The sequence below is a fragment of the Haliscomenobacter sp. genome, assembly GCF_033763495.1.
In the GTDB taxonomy this organism is placed as follows: Bacteria; Bacteroidota; Bacteroidia; order Chitinophagales; family Saprospiraceae; genus Haliscomenobacter.
In genome coordinates this window covers 1-21,264 of the sequence record NZ_JANRKL010000188.1, presented here as the reverse complement: position 1 = coordinate 21,264, position 21,264 = coordinate 1, and the positions used below count along the sequence as shown (strand labels likewise).

General features: G+C 45.3%; 22 protein-coding genes and 1 tRNA gene. 14 read left to right on the top strand and 9 right to left on the bottom strand.

What is annotated here, in order from left to right; translation table 11 throughout:
• The first annotated feature begins 120 nt into the window (after positions 1 to 120).
• Together SFV55_RS21060 and SFV55_RS21055 are read left to right on the top strand one after the other, a co-directional pair.
• A complete protein-coding gene (locus SFV55_RS21060) occupies positions 121 to 795 on the top strand; it encodes a hypothetical protein (protein ID WP_320031527.1) in 675 nt (224 codons plus the stop codon).
• A gap of 67 nt (positions 796 to 862) precedes the next feature.
• A complete protein-coding gene (locus SFV55_RS21055; protein ID WP_320031526.1) occupies positions 863 to 1,891 on the top strand; it encodes a hypothetical protein in 1,029 nt (342 codons plus the stop codon).
• Positions 1,892 to 1,976: 85 nt separating this feature from the next.
• Here SFV55_RS21055 and SFV55_RS21050 read toward each other — a convergent pair whose 3' ends face one another.
• Positions 1,977 to 2,768: a DUF6089 family protein gene (locus SFV55_RS21050; RefSeq protein ID WP_320031525.1), complete on the bottom strand. Its 792-nt coding sequence runs from the start codon at positions 2,766 to 2,768 to the stop codon at positions 1,977 to 1,979.
• Positions 2,769 to 2,970: 202 nt separating this feature from the next.
• On the opposite strand from SFV55_RS21050, the gene SFV55_RS21045 reads away from it, so the two are divergent.
• Both SFV55_RS21045 and SFV55_RS21040 read left to right on the top strand, forming a co-directional pair.
• Complete coding sequence (locus SFV55_RS21045; protein ID WP_320031524.1) at positions 2,971 to 3,504, top strand: hypothetical protein; 534 nt, start codon at positions 2,971 to 2,973, stop codon at positions 3,502 to 3,504.
• A gap of 77 nt (positions 3,505 to 3,581) precedes the next feature.
• Positions 3,582 to 3,657, top strand: a tRNA-His gene (locus SFV55_RS21040).
• A gap of 158 nt (positions 3,658 to 3,815) precedes the next feature.
• On the opposite strand, the gene SFV55_RS21035 is transcribed toward SFV55_RS21040, so the two are convergent.
• The 4 genes from SFV55_RS21035 to SFV55_RS21020 all read right to left on the bottom strand — a co-directional run bounded on the left by SFV55_RS21035 (position 3,816) and on the right by SFV55_RS21020 (position 7,606).
• The gene (locus SFV55_RS21035; RefSeq protein ID WP_320031523.1) at positions 3,816 to 5,126 is read right to left on the bottom strand and encodes a gluconate:H+ symporter; all 1,311 of its coding nucleotides are present in this window, start codon (positions 5,124 to 5,126) and stop codon (positions 3,816 to 3,818) included.
• A gap of 199 nt (positions 5,127 to 5,325) precedes the next feature.
• On the bottom strand, positions 5,326 to 6,132 hold the full coding sequence (gene pyrF, locus SFV55_RS21030; protein WP_320031522.1) for an orotidine-5'-phosphate decarboxylase: 807 nt from the start codon (positions 6,130 to 6,132) through the stop codon (positions 5,326 to 5,328).
• A gap of 10 nt (positions 6,133 to 6,142) precedes the next feature.
• Positions 6,143 to 6,478 (bottom strand): NifU family protein, encoded by a 336-nt coding sequence (locus tag SFV55_RS21025; RefSeq protein ID WP_320031521.1) that lies wholly within the window; start codon positions 6,476 to 6,478, stop codon positions 6,143 to 6,145.
• Between the two features lie 33 nt (positions 6,479 to 6,511).
• Positions 6,512 to 7,606: an Mrp/NBP35 family ATP-binding protein gene (locus SFV55_RS21020; protein WP_320031520.1), complete on the bottom strand. Its 1,095-nt coding sequence runs from the start codon at positions 7,604 to 7,606 to the stop codon at positions 6,512 to 6,514.
• A 116-nt stretch (positions 7,607 to 7,722) separates the two neighbouring features.
• Between SFV55_RS21020 and SFV55_RS21015 the strand changes: the two genes are divergently transcribed.
• From SFV55_RS21015 to SFV55_RS20995, 5 genes are all read left to right on the top strand, one after another.
• Positions 7,723 to 9,717 (top strand): bifunctional riboflavin kinase/FAD synthetase, encoded by a 1,995-nt coding sequence (locus SFV55_RS21015; protein WP_320031519.1) that lies wholly within the window; start codon positions 7,723 to 7,725, stop codon positions 9,715 to 9,717.
• Positions 9,714 to 10,445: an RluA family pseudouridine synthase gene (locus SFV55_RS21010; protein ID WP_320031518.1), complete on the top strand. Its 732-nt coding sequence runs from the start codon at positions 9,714 to 9,716 to the stop codon at positions 10,443 to 10,445. The genes SFV55_RS21015 and SFV55_RS21010 overlap by 4 nt, the downstream gene beginning before the upstream one ends.
• Positions 10,446 to 10,484: 39 nt before the next feature.
• Complete coding sequence (locus SFV55_RS21005; RefSeq protein ID WP_320031517.1) at positions 10,485 to 10,769, top strand: element excision factor XisH family protein; 285 nt, start codon at positions 10,485 to 10,487, stop codon at positions 10,767 to 10,769.
• 115 nt (positions 10,770 to 10,884) lie between these two features.
• Complete coding sequence (locus SFV55_RS21000; protein ID WP_320031516.1) at positions 10,885 to 11,220, top strand: XisI protein; 336 nt, start codon at positions 10,885 to 10,887, stop codon at positions 11,218 to 11,220.
• 8 nt (positions 11,221 to 11,228) lie between these two features.
• Positions 11,229 to 12,890, top strand: coding sequence for a glycosyltransferase family 39 protein (locus tag SFV55_RS20995; protein ID WP_320031515.1), 1,662 nt, complete (start codon positions 11,229 to 11,231; stop codon positions 12,888 to 12,890).
• Here the strand turns inward: SFV55_RS20995 and SFV55_RS20990 are convergent, their stop codons facing one another.
• Positions 12,891 to 13,640, bottom strand: coding sequence for a GNAT family N-acetyltransferase (locus SFV55_RS20990; protein WP_320031514.1), 750 nt, complete (start codon positions 13,638 to 13,640; stop codon positions 12,891 to 12,893).
• Positions 13,641 to 13,749: 109 nt separating this feature from the next.
• On the opposite strand from SFV55_RS20990, the gene SFV55_RS20985 reads away from it, so the two are divergent.
• Entirely contained in the window at positions 13,750 to 14,481 is a 732-nt protein-coding gene (locus SFV55_RS20985; protein WP_320031513.1) for a hypothetical protein, read from the top strand.
• Between the two features lie 26 nt (positions 14,482 to 14,507).
• On the opposite strand, the gene SFV55_RS20980 is transcribed toward SFV55_RS20985, so the two are convergent.
• A complete protein-coding gene (locus SFV55_RS20980; protein ID WP_320031512.1) occupies positions 14,508 to 15,926 on the bottom strand; it encodes a hypothetical protein in 1,419 nt (472 codons plus the stop codon).
• 152 nt (positions 15,927 to 16,078) lie between these two features.
• Between SFV55_RS20980 and SFV55_RS20975 the strand changes: the two genes are divergently transcribed.
• A complete protein-coding gene (locus SFV55_RS20975; RefSeq protein WP_320031511.1) occupies positions 16,079 to 16,693 on the top strand; it encodes an inorganic diphosphatase in 615 nt (204 codons plus the stop codon).
• 84 nt (positions 16,694 to 16,777) lie between these two features.
• On the top strand, positions 16,778 to 18,013 hold the full coding sequence (locus SFV55_RS20970; protein WP_320031510.1) for a hypothetical protein: 1,236 nt from the start codon (positions 16,778 to 16,780) through the stop codon (positions 18,011 to 18,013).
• Here the strand turns inward: SFV55_RS20970 and SFV55_RS20965 are convergent.
• Both SFV55_RS20965 and SFV55_RS20960 read right to left on the bottom strand, forming a co-directional pair.
• Positions 18,010 to 18,369 carry a hypothetical protein gene (locus SFV55_RS20965; protein WP_320031509.1) on the bottom strand — a complete coding sequence of 120 codons (360 nt, stop codon included), beginning with the start codon at positions 18,367 to 18,369 and terminating at the stop codon, positions 18,010 to 18,012. The genes SFV55_RS20970 and SFV55_RS20965 overlap by 4 nt on opposite strands.
• Positions 18,366 to 18,968 (bottom strand): RNA polymerase sigma factor, encoded by a 603-nt coding sequence (locus SFV55_RS20960; protein WP_320031508.1) that lies wholly within the window; start codon positions 18,966 to 18,968, stop codon positions 18,366 to 18,368. The genes SFV55_RS20965 and SFV55_RS20960 overlap by 4 nt, the downstream gene beginning before the upstream one ends.
• Positions 18,969 to 19,163: 195 nt before the next feature.
• Between SFV55_RS20960 and SFV55_RS20955 the strand changes: the two genes are divergently transcribed.
• Positions 19,164 to 19,892: a Uma2 family endonuclease gene (locus SFV55_RS20955; protein WP_320031507.1), complete on the top strand. Its 729-nt coding sequence runs from the start codon at positions 19,164 to 19,166 to the stop codon at positions 19,890 to 19,892.
• Between the two features lie 73 nt (positions 19,893 to 19,965).
• Complete coding sequence (gene lysA / locus SFV55_RS20950) at positions 19,966 to 21,195, top strand: diaminopimelate decarboxylase (protein WP_320031506.1); 1,230 nt, start codon at positions 19,966 to 19,968, stop codon at positions 21,193 to 21,195.
• Positions 21,196 to 21,264 lie beyond the last annotated feature (69 nt).

Sequence of the window (21,264 nt, the reverse complement as noted above, 5' to 3'; positions counted from 1 at the left end):
AAGCATTTGACTTCCTATTCAAAACCCAAATCGGGAAGTTATTTTTTTCTGCGTTAATTTGTAGACAAAAATTTTAATTTGGTCGTATACTAGCAACCATCTCAACTCACACGTCGTATTATGTCAAATGGATTTTTAAAAGATTTCAAAGCGCTCTTCATCGTGCCCGAGGAGGAGACCGGGAAGCCGGAACAAAAGGCTACCGCCAACCCCGGCAAAGAAAGTAAACCTTCAACCAGCTTGCCAAAAGAGACGAGCACGGATGCCCCATCTCCAGGAAAAGTAAACGATAAATTCCTGAGTGTGCTTTTTTCAGCCATCGAAAAAAACAATCAGGAAGGTTTCGACTACCTGGAGTTTCGAAATTCGCTGCAATCCTTGAAAGACATGAACATGGATGAGGCCACCCGTTTCAAGTCGGCGATGGCTATGGCTAAGTCCATGGGGGCTTCAATGGCCGCAATTGTCAGCTCTGCCCAGCAATACCTGCAAGTGCTCAAATCGGAGCAAGGCAAGTTTGATGAAGCGATGAAAAACCAACGCACCCAACAAATTGGCAACAAGGAACAACAAATGGAAGAGTTGTCCAACTCAGTGAAAGCCAAGGAGGAGGAGATCAAAAAAATGCAGCAGGAAATTGAACAAACCAAGCAGAAATATGTAGAACTATCGCAGCAAATCAAAGATGCGACCCGACATATCGAATCCACCAAAAATGATTTTGTAGCTTCCTACGAATCATTGGTTGGCCAAATTCAGGGCGACCTGAATAAAATTCAAGAATACATGAAATAGTCTGATGGGATAAAATTTCCCCCAGCTTGGTGGAAGTTTTATCCCTCATACACAAACCTTATTTTTTATGTCTGAGCAATTGAAGCCTAAATCATTCTGGAGCAGACCAGAGGGTAAAACTGGCGCAATTTTTCTTATCGGGATTGTTGTTTTGGCCGTAATGGGGGTGATGTCCATTTTGCCAATTTTGGGAGCCATCCTGAGCAGTACCATCAACTTAGCCATCGCGGTTACTGTTTTGGTTGCCTTGTTGTACATGGTTTTGGACAATCGTACCCGGACCCTGGTTTGGTACATGTACAAGAGTGTAATGCGCTGGATTACAGGTCTTTTTGTGCAAATTGACCCGATTGCCATCTTGAAGGGATATGTGGATCATTTGCGCAAGAACCTGCACGATATGGAACGTCAAATCAACCGTTTGCGTGGCCAAATGCACAAATTGCGCGAAATCATCAAAAACAACCAAAAAGAAATCAAAAGCAATCTCCAGTTGGCCAGTGAAGCCAAAAACAAAAAGGATGATGCTTCAATGATCCTGAAAACCCGCAAAGCTGGGCGCTTGCAGGAATCCAATGTACGCCTTGAAGAACTGGATCGCAAAATGGAAGTCATGTACCGCGTGTTGACCAAAATGCGCGAAAACTCCTACATTCTTGCCGAAGACATCCAAGACCAGGTAATGGTTAAGGAACAAGAGCAAAAAGCCATCCACGCCAGTAACAATGCCATGAAATCAGCCATGAGCATCATTAGTGGGGATCCAGACAAACGAGCTATGTTCGACGCCGCAATGGATGCCATTACCGAAGATGTAGCCAACAAAGTGGGAGAAATGGAAAACTTCATGCAGATGTCTTCCAAATTCATGGAGTCAATTGACTTACAAAATGGCGTATTCGAAGAAGAAGGCCTAAAAATGTTGGAGAAATGGGAACAGGACGGCGTTTCCTTGTTATTAGGGGAGGAAAAGAAAAATATTCTTGATCTTGCAAACGATGACAACCAGGTGTTGGACCTGAACAAGCCTATGAAAGAGCCCATTCGGGAAATGGGACATAAGAACCAGTACGATAGTTTTTTTGAAGCAGAATAAAAACAAGTGACGAATTTTTTGAATGACGAATGACGCTATTTTCGGGTTACCGAGCATGTTCGTCATTCGTCATTCGAAAAATTCGTTATTCTGTAGTTGTAGCCGTTCCTTCCGATCCCGGATTTTTATCTTTACTGAAAAAACGACGATCCAGAACGGATTGTAAACGATAAGAAACCGTAACTCCTCCTACTGAGTACCAATCGTTGTAATCTGGATTGGCCGACATACTGATCCCATCCAGATAGTCGTTAAAAACGGGATTCAACCCCAACTCGCCACCAATCGTCCAGCGCTCATTCAAATCAAACTTAAGGCCACCACCGAATGGAATGGTGAACACAAGCGAACGTTGATTTTGTTTGTCCTCCGCAATTAATGCATCATAACGCGCGCCAAGGTTTGGGTTGAAAAAGGTATTTGTTTTAATAAGACTCAGACCAGCTCCAACGTAAAGATACAGGCTGAATTTCTTTTGAAACCCATCGTCGACACTCCAACGCTGGTGGTTCATGAAGTCATACTCTGTACGTGCTGCCAATTCTGTCAGAGAAGTAGTGAAACTGAAACCTCGCCCAATGCGATCTGTTCCTTCCCAATCAAGGTCATTGCCTTTGAGCTTTCCCTGATTTAAGCTAAAGCGCCAACTCAGGTTGTTACTCGAATACAGTCGGTAGAAAGCACCAAAATTGAAGCACGAGGCCCCAAGGTCGTAATGTCCATTTTTAACAATGTCGCCCGCGTAGTTGCTTGCTCCGATCAAAACTCCAGCTTCACCTGGAAATTTGTAGGGGGCGGCCAATGTAGTTTGGGCGTGTAGTGGAAAATAGGCTGCAATCAACAGCACAAACAGGCTAGAAAAGTAATACTGTTTCATGAGTATAATTTGTTAGGTACAAAAAGCAAGTTGTAGGAGTGAGAATGATTCCTAGTGTTTTGGAGAGAAATTGCTGAATGGAAAAGAAAAATGTGGAGTGAATAGAAAGTAGTAATTTCAGAAACATTTATTCTGCTGCTAAATTACATTTTTTTATCATTAATGCAACACTAATTTATTTATTTTTTTCGTTTAGTGTGGCATGAAAAAATGGAATCTAATCATTGGCACTTTATTATTGTGCGCAAATTTCGCCCTGGGCCAATCCTACAATACGGCCCTGGGGCTTAGGATGGGAACCGAGTGGGGGCTTACCATGCGGCAACGTTTACATAAAAACTATGCGGCAGAGATGTTGCTCCAATCCAGCCTACAAAGGGAGGAAACCCAGCTGACTGTGTTGGGCCTTATTCATAAGCCAATTTTGACCCGTCGTCTGAATTTTTATTATGGTGCAGGTTTTCACAAAGGTTGGGCAGATCAATTGGAAGTTTCCTACGAAGATCCCTGGGGCATTGACTTCATCGCTGGTTTGGAATTGACCATCGGCAGCATCAATTTGAGCTACGACTACAAACCCGCTATCAATTTGTCTGGTGGAGCAAAAACCTTCGACAGTCAGACTGGGATCAGCCTCCGCTACGTAATTTGGAAAAGAGATAAGTATCCTTGGGAACAAAACTCGAAGAAAAAGCGTAATAAAGGAAAAGGTGGTCTGTTTGGAATCTTTAAGTAAATTTTTTTTTAGATAAACTTGACAAATTCCGATGCAGTATATTATCTTTGCCCTGCTTTAGAAATAAGGCACAACACGGTGATTGTAGCTCAGCTGGTTAGAGCACCAGATTGTGGTTCTGGGGGTCGCCGGTTCGAACCCGGTCATTCACCCAATCAAAAGAGTCAGTGGTTTTTCAAGCCATTGGCTCTTTTTTTTGCCTTTAATCAGTTAAATGACGAATTATTCGAATGACGAATGACGAATTGGGAGCGCTCTTCAAACTCCAGAGGCAATGCACCCAATTCGTCATTCGAATAATTCGTCATTTTTTATACCACCAAACTTAGCAGCATCACCCCAATCAAGCCAACTACCCCTACAATCCCTTCCATAATGGTCCAGGTGCGGAACGTTTGCCCCACAGTCAGCCCCATGTATTCTTTGAACATCCAGAAACCTGTATCGTTAACGTGGGAAAGCATCAAACTACCTGCTCCTATGGCCAAAACCATCAATTCAGGAGAAACATCCGATCCGGCCATCATTGGTTGAATAATCCCAGCTGCCATCAAACCCGCAACTGTTGCTGATCCCAGTGATACTCGGATAATGGTAGCGATGAGCCAGCCAAGGAATAAGGGTGAAAGCGCAATTCCGCCCATAAGCTCGGTCAATTGGTCACCAATCCCGGATTCAATCAAAACTTGCTTGAAGGCGCCACCTCCACTGACAATCAACAGGATAGTGGCGACACTTTCAATGGCGGTGGAAGTTTTTTGCATGATTCCTGCAAAATTCTTTTGTTGTCCCAAAATTGGAATCGCCAGAAAAACGCCAAGGATCATAGCTGTGCTAGGGTCTCCTATGAAACCCAAAACTTGCCGAATCGTGCTTTCCTTTTCAAATACCAGGTCGCTGATAGTGGCTATGGCCATCAACACCACGGGAATCAGGGCAGCAATTATACTGGGCCAGAAACCAGGCAGGTTTGCGTCTCCATTTTCACTTTCAGGAAAAAGTTTATCAGAAGGTCTGATATCCATTCCCTTCAACAAGCGAGGAAACAAAATACCTGAAAAAAAGATGGCTGGAATGGCTACGATGGTGCCATAAATGATAACCAAACCGACATTGGCCCCAAATAAGGCGGCAATTCCGGACGGGGCAGGGTGGGGGGGAAGGAAGCCATGGGTGACTGATAAAGCTGCCGAGACAGGCACTACCACCTGGATCAGAGAAATTCCAGTACGCCGGGAAATGCTAAAAACCAAGGGTAACAGCAGGATAAACCCAGCATTGTAAAACATTACGATACCAATCACAAATGCACTGAGTGCCATGGATAAACCTAGGTATTTCATGCCAAAGGTATCTATCAAACCCTGGCTGATTCGTTTGACTGCGCCAGTTTCTGATAAAATAATGGCCAACAATGCACCAAAAGCAATGATGAGGGTAAGAGAGCCCAAGGTATCGCCCATTCCTTTCTGAACAGCTTTGATCACATCGACAGGTGCCATTTCGGCCCCCAAACCGGCCAGAATAGATACCAAAACTAGGGCAATGAATGCGTTGAATTTAAATAAAGTGATGAGTAAAATCAGCAGCACTACGGCTGAAATCAGTACGATCAGGAGCATGATGCGATGGGTTTTTGATGTAGGAAAGAGGCAAAATAGGCATTTATTTTAAAAAACAGGAAAGTTTATAAATGAAAATAAGCCTGACAAATGTATTGCAGGCTTATTTAATTAATTTATACGTTAAAAGCAAAAAAAGGAAAGTTTGTACTCAGCAGGACTGAATAAAATACCACTTAAGTGAAGCAATGGGAGAAAATTAAGCGATAAACATGGCCATTTGTTGCTGAATCTCTAAAGCCGAAGCTCTGGCTTTTTCAGCAAAATCTAGCCCTTTACCCGCATAGATGATGCCGCGTGAGGAGTTGACCAGCAGGCCAATATCTTCGTTCAAACCATATTTGCACAAGGCTTCGAGATCACCGCCCTGGGTGCCTACGCCGGGCACTAACAAAAAATGATCAGGGGCAATGCGGCGAATGTCGGCGACCTTGTCGGGATGGGTAGCCCCTACAACAAACATGAGGTTTTCAGGCGTCCCCCAATTCATGGCTTTGCGCATCACCTTTTCGTAAAGTGGCATGGTTTGATCTTGAATGTCCATCTGAAAATCAGAACTCCCCTCGTTAGAAGTTAATGCCAGTAAAATGACCCATTTATTGGCAAAATCTAAAAATGGTTGTACGGAGTCGGAACCCATATACGGTGCAACAGTAACAGAATCAAAACTATAGGTTTCAAAAAAAGTTTGGGCATACATTCGGGAGGTGTTGCCAATGTCACCTCGTTTGGCATCGGCGATGCTGAAGTGCTCCTCGCCAATATAGGCTACCGTTTTTTGCAAAGAAAGCCACCCCTGAGGTCCTCGGGCTTCATAAAAGGCCAGGTTGGGTTTATACGCGACACACAAGTCGCGGGTAGCATCGATAATGGCTTTGTTGAATTCAAAAATCGGGTCTTCGGTTTCCAACAAATGTGCTGGAATTTTGCTCCATTCGGTGTCCAATCCTATGCACAAAAAAGATTTTTTGCGGCGGATTTGGGCAATTAATGCTGCTCTGTTCATGCGGTCATACTTACAATACGATACCGTTCACAGCTTCAACGCCAGTGATTTCCGGTACTTTCATTCTGATGGCCTGTTCAATGCCTGCACGCATCGTCATGATTGACATGTTGCAGTTTTGGCAATTGCCCAGCCATTTGATTTTGACGATTTTATCGTCGGTAACATCCACTACTTCTACGTTGCCACCATCGACGGCTAGATGCGGGCGCACGTCGTTGAGCGCGGAGTCGATACGGGAGATTAACTCGGTTTTTTCCATGTTGTTGTTTGTATACCATCCCAAAATCCCACGAAATAATTCGTGGGTTGGGTTGTATTTTGTGCCTCCCACGGCTAAAGCCATGGGTTGGCTGAATTCGCTTTTCGCTTTTCCCTTTTAACTCATCTTCACCACCTGAGTCGGCTCCATCGTTTCATTTCGAATGGCTACCTGCCGGGCCACGTTTTTGGCCAGATTCAAAAAAGCTTCGCGTGAAATGGGGTCTTCTTCATCCAAAATGATGGGACGACCACCATCACCAGCTTCCCGAATGCCTTGCACCAGAGGGATTTGCCCCAAGAGCACCGTATTGTTGATGACTGCCAGCTTTTTGCCGCCACCTTGTCCAAAGATCAGGTACTTGTGATCAGGTAATTCCTTGGGCGTAAACCAGGACATGTTTTCCACCACACCCAAAATGGGTACCGCAACCCCGGGTAGCTGAAACATGTTGGCCGCTTTTACGGCATCAATAATGGCAACTTCCTGAGGAGTTGTGACAATGACTGAGCCTGTGACAGGAACTGTTTGCACCAGGGTAAGTTGTACATCACCAGTGCCAGGAGGTAAGTCAACCACCAAATAGTCCAAATCAGGCCAAAGGCAATCGTTAAAAAACTGTTTGATGATGCCCGCCAAACGTGGGCCACGCAGCACAACTGCTTGTTCTGGTTCAATGATAAACCCAATCGACATCAACGCAATCCCATATGCTTCCAATGGAACCATTTTGGGCTGCCCATATACATCGCGTACTTTTGGGCGCTGGCCTTGCAAGCCAAACATCGTTGGAACCGAAGGGCCGTAAATATCTGCATCCACCAAACCTACTTTTGCGCCCAACATTTTTAATCCCAAGGCCAAATTGGCCGCGACCGTTGATTTTCCAACTCCACCTTTACCGGAGGCTACTGCGATGACATTGCGCACCTGAGGTAAAGAGCTACTTGGTTGTTTTGTTTCGGTAGCCCGCGACATCATGTGAACATGCACATTGGCTTGGGGATATATTTCGGCTATTGCGGCTTGACAGGCAAAATTGAGCTCTGACTTGTGCTGGGCATTGATGGAGGCCAATTCGAGGGTAAAACTGATGGAATTTTCTTCAATCACCAAGTCCCGAACCATGTTGGCGGTAATCAAATCCTGACCAGTGACGGGATCACTTACTTTGGCCAAGGCCCTGACAACAGTGGAAGTATCTATCGACATTTTTTAAAATCATTAAGAGACAAAAGTCTGAGCGCAAAAGTAAAACAATTCACCGCAAAAAAGAGTTTTTCAAATACTCTTTCCCACTTGCGCTTTGCACATTACCTTTGCACACCATGAGAGTTCACCGCAACCTTAACGCACTGCCAGATTTCAGCAACGCCGTAATTACCATTGGTTCATTTGATGGCGTGCACCAGGGGCACCAAAGCATTATTGAGCAAGTAAAGCAAATTGCCTCACAACACAAGGGAGAAAGTGTAGTCATCACTTTTCATCCCCATCCCCGTTCTATTGTATTTCCCAAAGACAATTCCCTGCGTCTGATCACCACCACGGAAGAAAAAATCCATTTGTTTGAACGCTACCAGGTAGACCATTTGGTAGTTGTTCCCTTTACAGTGGAGTTCTCCCAAATGAGTGCAGACGAATACATAGAGAAATTCCTGGTGGAAAAATTCCATCCAAAATGTATTGTCATTGGTTATGATCACCGCTTTGGTTTGAGTAGGCAAGGTGACATTAACTACCTTCGCTGGCACAGTCAACGCTTTGGTTACGAGGTGATTGAAATTGAGCCACATCAGGTTGATGATATGACAGTCAGCTCGACCAAAATTCGCAATGCACTGGAAAACTGTGCTGTTAAAGCTGCTGCACATTTGATGGGGCACTATTTTCCACTTTTGGGAAAAGTAGTGAAGGGGCAACAAATTGGGCGTTCCATTGGCTTCCCTACTGCCAACATTGAAATCAATGACCGCTTTAAGCTGATTCCTCCGGATGGTATTTATGCGGTAAAATTGTGGGTCAATGGTTTTGAACACCGGGGGATGTTGTACATCGGAACGCGCCCAACCTTACCACAATACCACAATCGGACGATTGAAGTCAACATTTTTGATTTTAATCAGGACATCTATGAGCAACAGGTCACCCTCGAACTGGTTGATTTTATCCGACACGATCAAAAATTCGATCAATTGGTCGATTTGGCCAAACAGTTGGAAAAAGATCGGATTGCTGTAGAAAAGGTCCTTTTGGCAGCCAACGATGATGATTTTTTGCCCTTGGATCATTTTCCGAAAGTGGCAGTGGTCATTTTGAATTACAATGGGCGAGATTATTTGGAGCGCTTTTTACCACTATTGCTCAAAAGCACCTACCCGAATCTGGAACTGATCATTGCCGACAATGCTTCAACAGATGATTCCATTGAGTATTTGGAGGAACATTTCCCGCAATTGCGCCTGATCGAGCTTCCCCAAAATTTTGGATACGCGGGCGGTTACAATGAAGCATTGCGCCAGGTGAACGAAGTTGATTATTACGTTTTGCTCAATTCCGACATTGAGGTCTCTCCAAACTGGATAGAACCGATCATTCAGATCATGGAAAAGGACCAGCATATTGGCGCTGCTCAGCCCAAAATTTTGTCCTTTGATCAAAGAGATACCTTTGAATATGCTGGAGCTGCGGGCGGCTGGCTGGATACCCTGGGTTATCCTTTTTGCCGAGGCCGAATTTTTGCGCATACTGAAAAAGACCAGGGCCAATACAATACCACCCAGGAGATTTTTTGGGCGACTGGAGCTGCCATGTTCATTCGTGCAGAGCTGTTTCACAAAATTGGGGGCTTCGATGCGGATTATTTTGCCCATGCCGAAGAAATAGACCTTTGTTGGCGACTAAAAAGGGCGGGATACAAAATTGTGGTGCGCCCTCAATCGGTGGTTTACCACGTGGGTGGAGGAACCCTTTCGTACAATACACCCCGCAAAACCTACCTTAATTTCCGCAACACCCTTTTTACCATTTACAAAAACGAAACATCGGCTAAACTGCTTTGGCTCTTGCCTTTGCGCCTGGTTTTGGATGGCTTGGCGGCAGTTTTGTTTTTGTCACAGGGGCGCTTGGATCACATCAAGGCCATTGTACAGGCTCACTGGAGTTTTTTCCCACACTTAAAAACATTGCGCCACAAACGCCGGGAGGCCGCCCAACGGGTTGCTGCCTGTCGCATTCAGGCCGAAAACACGCAAGGGCGTTATAGTCGATCCATTGCCATGGACTATTATGGTCGCCGCAAACGGCATTTTAACCAATTATGAAAGCAAATCCGCTGAAGATTATTTTTGTTGACGAGCACATCATTGTGTGCGAAAAACCTTCCGGGATGTTGAGCATTCCCGATCGTTTTGATTTGACCAAGCCCAATGTGTACCATGAGTTAGAAGCCGAATTCGGACAGGTTTGGATTGTTCACCGCATTGACCGGGAAACGAGCGGCATTTTGGTTTTTGCCCGCAACGAGGATGCCCACCGGGCCCTCAATCAGCAATTTTTGGATCGTACCGTGGAAAAAATATACCTGGCTCTGGTAGAAGGTCGCCCGGTGCCGCCGACTGGAGAAATCAACAAAGCCATTGCCCCACACCCCAGCATACCGGGAAAAATGATCGCGAGTGGAAAAGGAAAATCGGCACTGACCTACTACAAGGTGGTGGATACGTATAAAGCTTATTCAGTGGTGGAAGCGGACATCAAAACGGGGCGCACGCACCAAATTCGGGTTCATTTTGCCACCATCGGCCACCCCCTTGCCGTTGATCCCATGTACGGAAAGCGGGGTGAATTTTTTCTTTCTGAAATCAAAACGCGCAAATTCAACTTGAAGAAAACCCAGGAGGAAGAACGACCACTGGTTAGTCGACTGACTTTGCACGCGCACAAGCTCACTCTAGACCACCCAGCTACGGGAGAAAGAATGGTGTTTACTTGTGAATTGCCGAAGGATTTTCGGGCGCTGTTGAGCCAGTTGGATAAGTGGGGGCGGTAGCTATACTTGATATTCGTTGAAAATTGTGATACTTTTGATATGGCAAGAGATAAGTTTCATGAAGAAGTCCGATCGGCAATAGAGGATGAAGGATGGATCGTGACGGATGATCCACTTTCGTTCAAAATTGGTAAGATTCAGGTCCAAATGGATTTGGGTGCAGAGAGATTGATTGCTGCTGAACGGGAAAATGAAAAAATTGCCATTGAAATCAAAACATTCAGTAATTTGTCTTTTATCACTGCCCTTTATGAAGCGGTAGGTAAATTCGTGATTTATCGAAATGTGCTGAAAGTTAGAGACCCAGAGCGAGTTTTATACTAGGCTATCCCTGAAGTGATTTACAAGCGTTTCTTTGAGGAAATGATTGTGAAAAAGGTCTTACAAGACGAAGGCTTCAAGATGGTCATTTACAATCAACACAAAAAGCCATTTCCCAATGGATAAAATAAAGCAGTACGAAAAGGCAATTCTGAGCATCCTTGATGAATATGCCAAAATCAAATACGCCAACATCAAAGGAGGCAATGAGATCATTGCTGATAAAGAAAATCATCGCTATCAAGTGGTAACCATTGGTTGGGACGGAGACGTTTTTGTACACGATTGCCCGATGCATTTTGACATTATCGATGGTAAAATTTGGGTTCAACAAAACATGACCGATTGGGAAGTTGGGGAGATGTTGGAAGAGCAAGGGGTTCCCAAAAGTGATATTGTCCCAGGCTTTTTACCTCCTGATTTGCGAGAGTACTCTAAATATGCGACAGCATAGTTTGTTTTATGCCAAGTAACGAAACCAAGCTGACCAGCCTCGGCCTCACCCTCCTTGCTGGCCTATTCTTCCTGCCATTTTTAGGAGGCGTCCACCTTTTTGATTGGGATGAAATCAATTTTGCTGAGATCAGCCGGGAAATGCTCATTTCCAAAAACTACCTACGCCCATTGATCAATTACCTGCCGTTTTGGGAAAAACCACCACTGTACATTTGGATGCAGGTGCTGGCGATGCAAGTATTTGGGGTAGGGGAGTATGCGGCCCGATTTCCCAATGCCATTTGTGGGGTATTGACCTTGGTAGTGATCTATCGCATTGGAGCAAAACTGCACCACCACCGCATGGGTTTGCTCTGGGCCTTGAGTTATTTCGGTTCGGTTTTGCCCTTTTTGTACTTCAAGTCAGGCATCATTGACCCCTGGTTCAACTTGTTCATTTTCCTGGGCTTGTACAACCTGATTTTGTTTTATTGGAAAAAAGAACAGCAGGCGATCGAGTTGCCCAAGAACAAGTGGACTTACCTCATCATTGGTGGCTTGCTCCTCGGCATGGCCATTTTGACCAAAGGCCCCGCTGCCTACCTCATCACGGGCTTGACGCTGGGTGTGTATTGGGTGTACAAAAGATTCCGTTTTTACATCAATGTGCCTCAATTTGTGCTTTTTACCATTGCCGCTTTTTTGATCACCGGGCTTTGGTTTGGCATCGAAACGATCAAAAACGGGCCCTGGTTCATCACCGAATTTACGCGTTACCAATATCGCTTGTTTAGTACGCCGGATGCGGGGCACGGTGGATTTCCAGGTTATCACTTCGTGGTTTTATTGGTCGGTTGTTTTCCTGCTTCCATTTTTGCCATTCGGGCCTTTTTCAAATTGCCTGAAGCCGAGCGGGAAGTGCAGGTGGATTTTCGCCGCTGGATGAAATTTTTGTTTTGGGTGGTGCTCATTCTGTTCACCATCGTTAAATCAAAAATTGTCCATTACTCTTCGTTGGCTTATTTCCCATTGACCTATCTCGCGGCGCTGAGTGTGGAGAATATCATTGCGGGCAAAATCCCTTTCAATCGTGGGCTTAAAATTGGTTTGTGGAGCATTGCTGGTCTGTACATCCTCATCATAGTGGCCTTGCCTTGGTTGGGCCAACGCCCGGAACTCTTGCAAACCTTCATGGACAAAGACCCTTTTGCCTACGCCAACATGGAAGCGCAGGTGCGTTGGATGGGCTGGGAATTTTGGCCGGGTTTATTTTTACTCTTGGCTTTGATTACCTTTTTCATTTTGCTCCGTCGCAAGGGGGCGCATGTGGCTTTCCCCACGCTGTTTCTTTGCACGGGCTGCTTCGTCTTTTTTACCCTGATCACTTTTATCAAACGAGTGGAAGGCTATTCCCAACGGGCCGCCATTGAGTTTTATCAAAGTAAAATAGGGGAAGATTGTTACGTGTGGACCTATGGCTACAAGTCTTACGCACACTTGTTTTATTCTCGCAAACAACCTGTTCAAAACCCGAAGAGTTATGAACAGGATTGGTTGTTGCAGGGCGAGGTAGATAAACCCACTTATATTGTTTGTAAAATCAACAAGGTAGAGGAGTTGCAGGCTTTGGGTACTTTGAAGGAAGTGGGGCGGAAGAACGGATTTGTGTTTTTTGAACGAATTAAATAATCATTTTTTTGCTAATCCCTCCAGTACAAACCCACAAACCCTCATCCCGGCTTTTTCCAAACAAGCTCTCGAAGCCTTGTTTCCCAAATTACACCGCGCTGCAGGCACCCTACCCGCCAGATAGCAAGCCTTTTTCACTTCCTGCAATAGATAACTGCCGTAACCTTTGCCGCGATGCTCAAGCTGAACTTCCATGTACAAATCGGCAAATGGACGATTGTAGTGTAGCAAAAAGCCACCAGTTGCTACCACCCTGTTGTTCCAAACCAGCACATAATCACCTGGTGGCTCAGATTGGTGTTCGAAAACCTTATCATCATCATTGTAAGGCCGAAAGGTGACATCCGGTATTTTTAAATCGGTGACTTGCTGGTCCTCGAATAATATGACCTCAGTCCGAATCTGCTCAGCGAATTCATACAACAAAGGGGTAATAAACCCATCATTGCTTTGGCATTCGATGTAGGTAGCCTGAGAGACCTTGACCAATTCCTGAAATGCCAAACTGGCCAATTTGCGTTGTGCGGGCAGTAGGAAAAATTCAAAAATACAATCCCGATCACTTAGTTCATTTTTCCCCTTGATGGCAGCATAACCAATCGGTAACCCATCCAGCATGAACATGTAGAGCGTTGACCATCCGCGCTCATGACAAGCGTTGAAGCGGATTTGGCGGTTCATGGCTTGCAGATACAGGTCGCGGTAAGGCAGGATTTTGGATAATTCGGACTGAATGAGCTGAAGGTTCATTTTTAGGCTTTTTACGCTTGTCAATATCGTGAAAAAAATCACTTGTTTTCGACAATAACCTTATTTTCGTTGAACTTTCGATTCATCGTTTAACCTAAACACCTAAGCCATGTTTTTTACGCACAGAACACGGAATACCACCCTGGCAATCCTGCTTTTGATCGCATTGAGTGCCTGTAGCATCAAATACCGTTACACCAAGGCACTCAATGATGCGGCTCAACCCAGTGCCAGCAAAATCAGCAATACCCTGACCAAAATCAGTCCCGACGCCTCGAGCCTGAAATGGAAAACCATCAATGGCGAAAAATACCTGTTGGTTTCTTCCTGGAAAGCGGATGCGAAGTATTACAAAAATGACCCGAATACCGGATTTTACAATACGGGCAAATACCCGATCTGGGTAACCGTGGCACCTGATTTACAAAACTGGTTGGCAGCCCAAAAAAAGTTAGGCGATCCGGAGATGCGATTGAAGCAGTTGTTGGGACTGCCGCCCAATGCGGATAAAAAGGTTTTTGTGGAATTTTGGGTGCGCCCCCAAGACCTGATTCGACCATGTATCGATACCGAAGTCAATGACTCAGCTTGTGATTTGTACCTGAAAAACCCCGCTGATGCCAGTGCTGAGAACTTGCTGTGGCTTTTGGAGCAGGTCCATCAATCCTTTGCTGATTCCACCTTGTACAACCGTTATCCCTTCACCCAACTGGGTTATACTTACGACTGGAACCCACGAAACAAAAGCCACGTGGGGCTGAGTGAATTTGTGATTGGTAAAAACAAAAACATCGTGGTGGGCGAGGTCTTCGCTACCCTTGATTATCTAGTACAGAAATAATTACAACCAAGCGTGCCTTAGTAGGTTTATAAGCGTTTCAGATATTCCAACAAAGCCTTACGTTCCTCCACATCCAACAAATCCCCATAAGTGTGTCCCCCATTGCCGTACCCTTGCAGAGTGGTATTGTATGTTTCCTTGTCGTTTGCCTTGTTCTCCATGCTGTATTTCCAGCCTAATTTGTTCAGGTCATAATCCTGATCATCAAAGCTCCGTTTCCAGAATTTTGGCCGAAGTTTACTGTCCAGCAAGGTCTCCAAATCTGGCACCGAACCATTGTGCAAGTAAGGCGCCGTAGCCCAAACCCCATCCAAAGGTGGTGCCACATAACCCCGCGAAGGTTTGGCTTCTGAACGGGGACTGGATTGGGCATACCAGCTTTGATTGTACCAATTGCTAAAAGCAATGTTTTCCATGAAATAATTGGCATAAGCTGAATCAGTCCCCACCTTTTTTAGTTCAACCAACAAATTGGGATAACTAGGCTCTTCGCCATAACGCCCATGACAGGCCTGACAATTTTGCGCATAAACCCTCCGCCCCTTGGCCGCCAGAGGAGCATCGATTGCACCAGGAAATTTGGGCGCTTCCAGGTTTTGCAACCAGGCCATCACATCCTTAAAATTGCCGTTCATCTGGCGGGCGGTGGAGGTATCCTCTACTGCCACAACCGACACCTGCATCAACAATTTGGTGAAATCACCCCGCCCCATTCCGTTGTAGTACAATGCATATTTTTTTTTGGCCAACCACAGTGGTGGAACATCCGAACCAATGGCCGTTTGGGGAATGTCAAAGGTAGTTTCGCCATTGTTCCAGCTCAAGTTGGCCGCCTGACGATGGGCTACACTCGCCTGTTCTAGTGCAAAGGCGGGATTGATGCCCCGGAATGGCATAACAATGTATGGGGCTGTAGCTTTGCCGCCCCGCATAAATGGCTCAAAAGCTTTCCATTCTTCAGATTTTTTACCATACTTATTGCGGATTCCCATTGCCACCAGATTGAATAAGGCACTGCTGTTTTTTGTAAAATCCAGGGTGTTATTGCCCAGACCCGGGATGTATTGCCCCTTAACTTTTCCGGAATGGCAGGCAAAGCAGGTTAGCCCACTGGCTATTTGTACTCCCGCTTCATTGGTATAGGCATTAAAACCGGGAGGAAGTTGCGCGCTGGGGCCTTCTCTTTGCAACAAATTTTCATCACTCAAATTCCTCTTAAAGGACGAGTAAATGGACAAAGGAATTCCTCCCCCAATAAAATTGCCATATCGCAAAAAATCCCAACCTTTGGCGGGGTCACCTTCAGTGTTTTGAATGTTTGTCGGTAAAACCGAAGTACCAACCGGAATTTCTGGGTCATTTGGCTCCGCCCATTCATCTTTGTCAAAGCTGTAGAGCAAAAGGGCCAAAATGGGTAAAAGGTAAAAGTAGCGTTTGGTGAACATCGGACATCGGTTTAAACTTGTTTCACAACGCAGCAATAATCCTGAATGTTTTTACTTTCTTTAGAGGCGGTGAAAAATAAGTGCTCATTTGCCGCTGTACTTAGACGTGTTGTGGAAAATTGTCCAACATTCCCAAAATAAAGCTCTTTAGCATGAAACAAATGTACGGCGTCACCATTTTTTTGTTGATCATCAGTACCTTTGCTTGCAAACAGGAAAATAAGCCTAGTCTTACTATGAAAGATGTGAAAAAACTGCCTCTGCGCGGCGAAAAAGGATTCAATGCTGTAATAGAAGTACCAGCAGGCACTAACCGCAAGTTGGAAATTCAGCCCGATGGGCAGTATGTCGCCGAACTGGTAGACGGCAAAGCCAGGGTGGTCAATTTTTTACCTTACCCGGGCAATTACGGGTTTATCCCCTCCACCCACATGGATGAAGCCCGTGGAGGAGATGGGGATGCCTTAGATGTCATCATCATCGCAGAAACCGTAGCTGTAGGCACTGTACAGGAATTTATCCCCATCGCAGTTTTGAAGATGATCGATGAGGGGGAAAACGACACCAAAATCATTGGGGTACCAGCCGATCCAGCTTTAAGAGTTATCCATGCAACCAATTTTGAGCAATTTATGTTAGAATACGACGCAGCCAAACGGATCATCGAAACCTGGTTTGTACATTACCAAGGTTATGGAACGGTGGAAGTTTTGGGCTGGGAAGATGAAAAGGCGGCCCTAGCTGAAATTGAAAAGTGGGCGCTATAACCGGTTCAACAACAGGCCTTAATCTGGCAAACTACCACAGTTTCAATTATGCTCAATAATTCAAATTACCCGAATTCTTCGCCCATGAACAGCTCTGACACTTTGGAGTCTCCTTCTCGTTGCACCATCCATTCTTTTTTTTACCCTTCCAAGGCAAAACCTTTTCCGCTTGGCCAAAAAATCGCAGCAGAAGGTTTTGAATGGATTTATACAGATCGTATTCAACAAGTGGAAGCGCTATGGTTGGCCTCTGACAATTTATATGTACAAACCCATTATTTACAAGCATTGGAAAGTGCGAAAACACATGGTCTGGATTTTAGGTATTTGTTGATGTTCAAAGACGGCCAACCGATTGGCGGCATTACCTTGCAGCTGCTTACTGTTAGTGCCGCACATAGCATTCGTTCTTTGCGCCATGGTGAGATCAAAGACTTTTGGGATCGACTCAAGTTATTGCTGGCCAGCTGGGGCAAGTACCGTTTTATGATTTGGGGGAATATGTTTTTGACGGGGCAATTCAACCAATGGTGGAAGGCTGAAGAGCACGAAGTTCCTGCCCTGCAAAGCGCTACCCTTAAGGTGTTGAACTGCCTCGCCCGGCAGGAAAAAATTCAAATCCTGATGGCCAGGGATTGTTTTGAGCACGATCACCCCTTAGAAACGGCCGGTTACCACGCAGTAGACTTTCAGCCCAGCATGTGTATGGACTTACCGCGCGCCTGGAAATCCTTTGAAGACTACCTCAACGCGATGAGTTCCAAATACCGTGTAAGGGCCCGACGAGCCTTCAAAAAAACAGAAGGCATCATCTTCAAAGAACTGGATTTGCGGCAAATCGAACTCTTTGCCGATGACCTGAATGCATTGCACCATTCCGTGGTTGAACAAGCAGATTTCAACATGTTGTGGGCTGGTAAAAACTACTTTGCTCAGCTCAAAGAACAACTGGGTGCCGATTTTTGTCTGACGGCTTGTTTTGAAAAAGAGCGTTTGTTGGGCTTTTATACCACCATTCGCAATGGAAAGGAGCTGGATGCCAATTTTTTAGGTTTTGACCCCCAAGCCAATCGGGAGTATCAGTTGTACCTCAGTATGTTGTACAAAATGATAGAACAGGGCATCGTTTTGCGTTGTGAAAAAATCTGTTTTGCACGTACAGCGCTGGAAATCAAAAGTTCAGTAGGCGCACTGGCGCAAAAAACCTACATTTACCTCAAACATACCAATCCACTGCTCAATTTTATCCTGCCTGCTGCCGTTCGTTTCGGTGAGCCCAAAGAAGAATGGGTGCCACGACATCCTTTCCGGGAGGATTAATCCCCTATTTGAACGTGGATTGTATCGCCTGCCACCCCTGAAGGTAAAGCCAAAAAGCGGCGCATTTCCGGCAATGTATCTTCTTGAGATAAAACCTGCAAAATTACTGGTGGGTTGCGTAGCTCAGCACGTCTTTGCTCTTCAAGGGATACACCAATCAACACGGGCCCAACAATGGCAAGCAACAATAAAAAGAATAGCACGACCTGCGTAGAAATGCGCAGGGCTACTTTATTCCAGCGTTCATGAGCATCCAAGCGGCGTGATAAACGTCGCCATACACTAGGCCCTGGGCGCTCTTGCACCTTGGAGGCCTGTTGTCTAAACAACTCGCTGAGATCTCTATTTGGTGTCATGGCTTGGTAGTTATTTTTTCTGGGGCTTCCACAACTTCTTCCTCTTCTTCTTCAATGTCGAATAGTTCGATACCGGGGTAGCGAATTTGCTCGAGTAAATTTTTGAGCCGTTTTTTGGCCAAAATCAATTGTGACTTGGAGGTATTGATGCTAATGCCCATGATTTGGGCAATTTCGCGGTGTTTGTAGCCTTCCAAGACATACAAATTGAAAACGGTCCGGTAACCAATGGGGAGGATGTCGATGAGATTCAAAATGTCCCTGGCGACTAAGTCCTGCAAAGCAGAGGTGGTAACGGGAATGTCAACATCAGTAAGTTCCAACACCTGGCTGAAATTGACCCTTTTGCGCAGCGCCATCAAAGATTCATTGACTACAATGCGGCGGATCCATCCTTCAAAACTGCCTTCTCCTTTGTATTGCTCGATGTTGGTGAGTACTTTGAAAAACGCTTCGATCAGTACATCTTCGGCATCTTCCTGGGTTTTGACATAACGCTTACACACCCCAAACATGTTGGGTGCAAAGCGGTCGTACAAGGCTTGCTGAGCCCTCCGATCACGCTGACGACAGGCATTTATGAGATCTTTTTCGCTCACAAAAAGCAATTTAGCCAAGGAAGAAGAATGCGAATATATACTAGATGCAATTTACACTGATTTTTGGCGTGAACAATGAAAAAAAATATTTGCAATTTATTTTTTGTTTTTATATTTTTACAAACAAATTGATTTTTAATTCAAGCCCAAGCAAGGGTTTGTTTTTCTGGTCGGAAAATTTTAAATTTGAGGAAAATGCAGACCATGCAATTACCCGCGACTAAACAAAAGAAAGTTTTCTACCCGGAATCAGATGGTCAACCGATGGCAGAAAACACCTTACAGTACGAATGGATCGTTCTCATTAAACAGGGACTTGAATCTATATTCCTGAATCGCGATGATGTGTTTATTGCAGCTGACTTGTTTTGGTACCCGGTGGAAGGGGATAATACGATTCGTCTAGCCCCCGATGTAATGGTTGCATTAGGGCGCCCCAAAGGGAAACGTGGTTCTTACAAACAGTGGCAAGAAGGAAATATTGCGCCACAAGTGGTGTTTGAAATCCTCTCACCGAGCAATCGCCCACTTGAAATGAGCCGAAAGTTGTTGTTTTATGAACAATACGGCGTTCTGGAATACTATGTGTACGATCCTGAGCATTTTACTTTTAACGGCTGTGTTCGAAAAGATACTCAAGGTGCTTTGCTTGATTTAAGCGAATCAGAATTGGGAAATTGGACCAGTCCACTTTTAGGCATCAGCTTCCACTGGGACGGTGAGTCGGAACTGGAGATTAGAGATCCTCAGGGGAAACCTTTTTTGGCTTATCAGGATTGGCTTGAATTGCAATCAAAAGCGAAGACCATGGAGGCGGAGCTTGAAGCGGAAAAACAAAGGGCTGAGTCTGAAAAACACCGTGCTGAAATGCTAGCCCAAAAACTCCGGGAATTAGGCATCAACCCCGATGATTTAAACCAGTAATAATTTTCAAAAACACACAAATTATCCTTGTTTTTGCCGATATTTGCCCTCCAAAATTGGCAAAAATAAACCAATGGACTACAAAAACGGCCATTTCCTGCTCGGCGGGGCCATCAATCCACTAAAGCTGGTTGAAAAATATGGTTCTCCACTTTATGTTTATGAAGCAGACATCATTGAGCGTCAGTACAATCGCCTCAAAGCTGCCTTTCAGGTAGAAAAACTCAAAATCAGCTACGCCTGTAAAGCGCTGACCAATATCTCCGTCCTGAAATTTATCAAACAATTGGGCAGCACTGTCGATTGTGTGTCCATTCAGGAGGTGCAAATCGCCATCCGGGCAGGGTTTGAACCAGTAAATATCCTTTACACGCCCAGCGGAGTAAACTTTAGCGAAATAGAAGAGGCCGTAGGCTTGGGTGTACGCATCAATCTGGACAACATTCCAGCCATCGAACGCTTTGGTGAAACTTATCCACACATCCCCATCTGTGTGCGCATCAATCCGCACATTATGGCGGGAGGCAACCTCAAAACTTCCGTTGGTCATATCGACTCCAAATTTGGGATTTCCTATACCCAAATGCCTTTAGTGCAGGGCGTATTGGAAAGTACTGGGATGAAATTGGAGGGCTTGCACATGCACACCGGCTCGGATATCCTGAACCCGGAAGCCTTCCTGGCCGGTGCAGATGTTTTGCTCAACCTGGCCAAGGAATTCCCCGATCTTGACTACATTGACTTTGGTAGTGGGTTTAAAGTGCCTTATAAGCCCAATGATCTGGAAACCAACATCGAAGAATTGGGTGAAAAACTGTCCGCCAAGTTCAATACTTTTTGCGCAGAATATGGCCGCCCATTGACCATGGTTTTTGAACCAGGTAAGTTTTTGGTGAGCGAAGCGGGATCGTTTTTGGTTACCGTAAACGTGGTTAAACACGGTGCTACCACTGTATTTGCCGGGGTTGACTCGGGACTCAACCACCTGATCCGGCCGATGTTTTACGACTCCTACCACCGCATCAGCAATATTTCCAACCCGGAGGGCAAAAAGCAAACCTACAATGTAGTGGGTTACATCTGCGAAACGGATACCTTTGCCAGCAATCGGGAAATCCCGGAAATTGCCATTGGCGACGTGTTGTGCCTGCACAATGCCGGAGCCTACTGTTACTCCATGTCTTCCAATTACAATTCCCGCCTTCGCCCTGCCGAAGTGTTGATTTATCAGGGAAAAGATTACCTGATTCGGGAACGCGAAACCATCGAAGACTTGTTGAAGCATCAAATTGACGTATTTTAATCTCATACTTATGTCCTTGTCCACACGTTACACCCCTCAAGACATCGAAAGCAAGTGGTATCAACACTG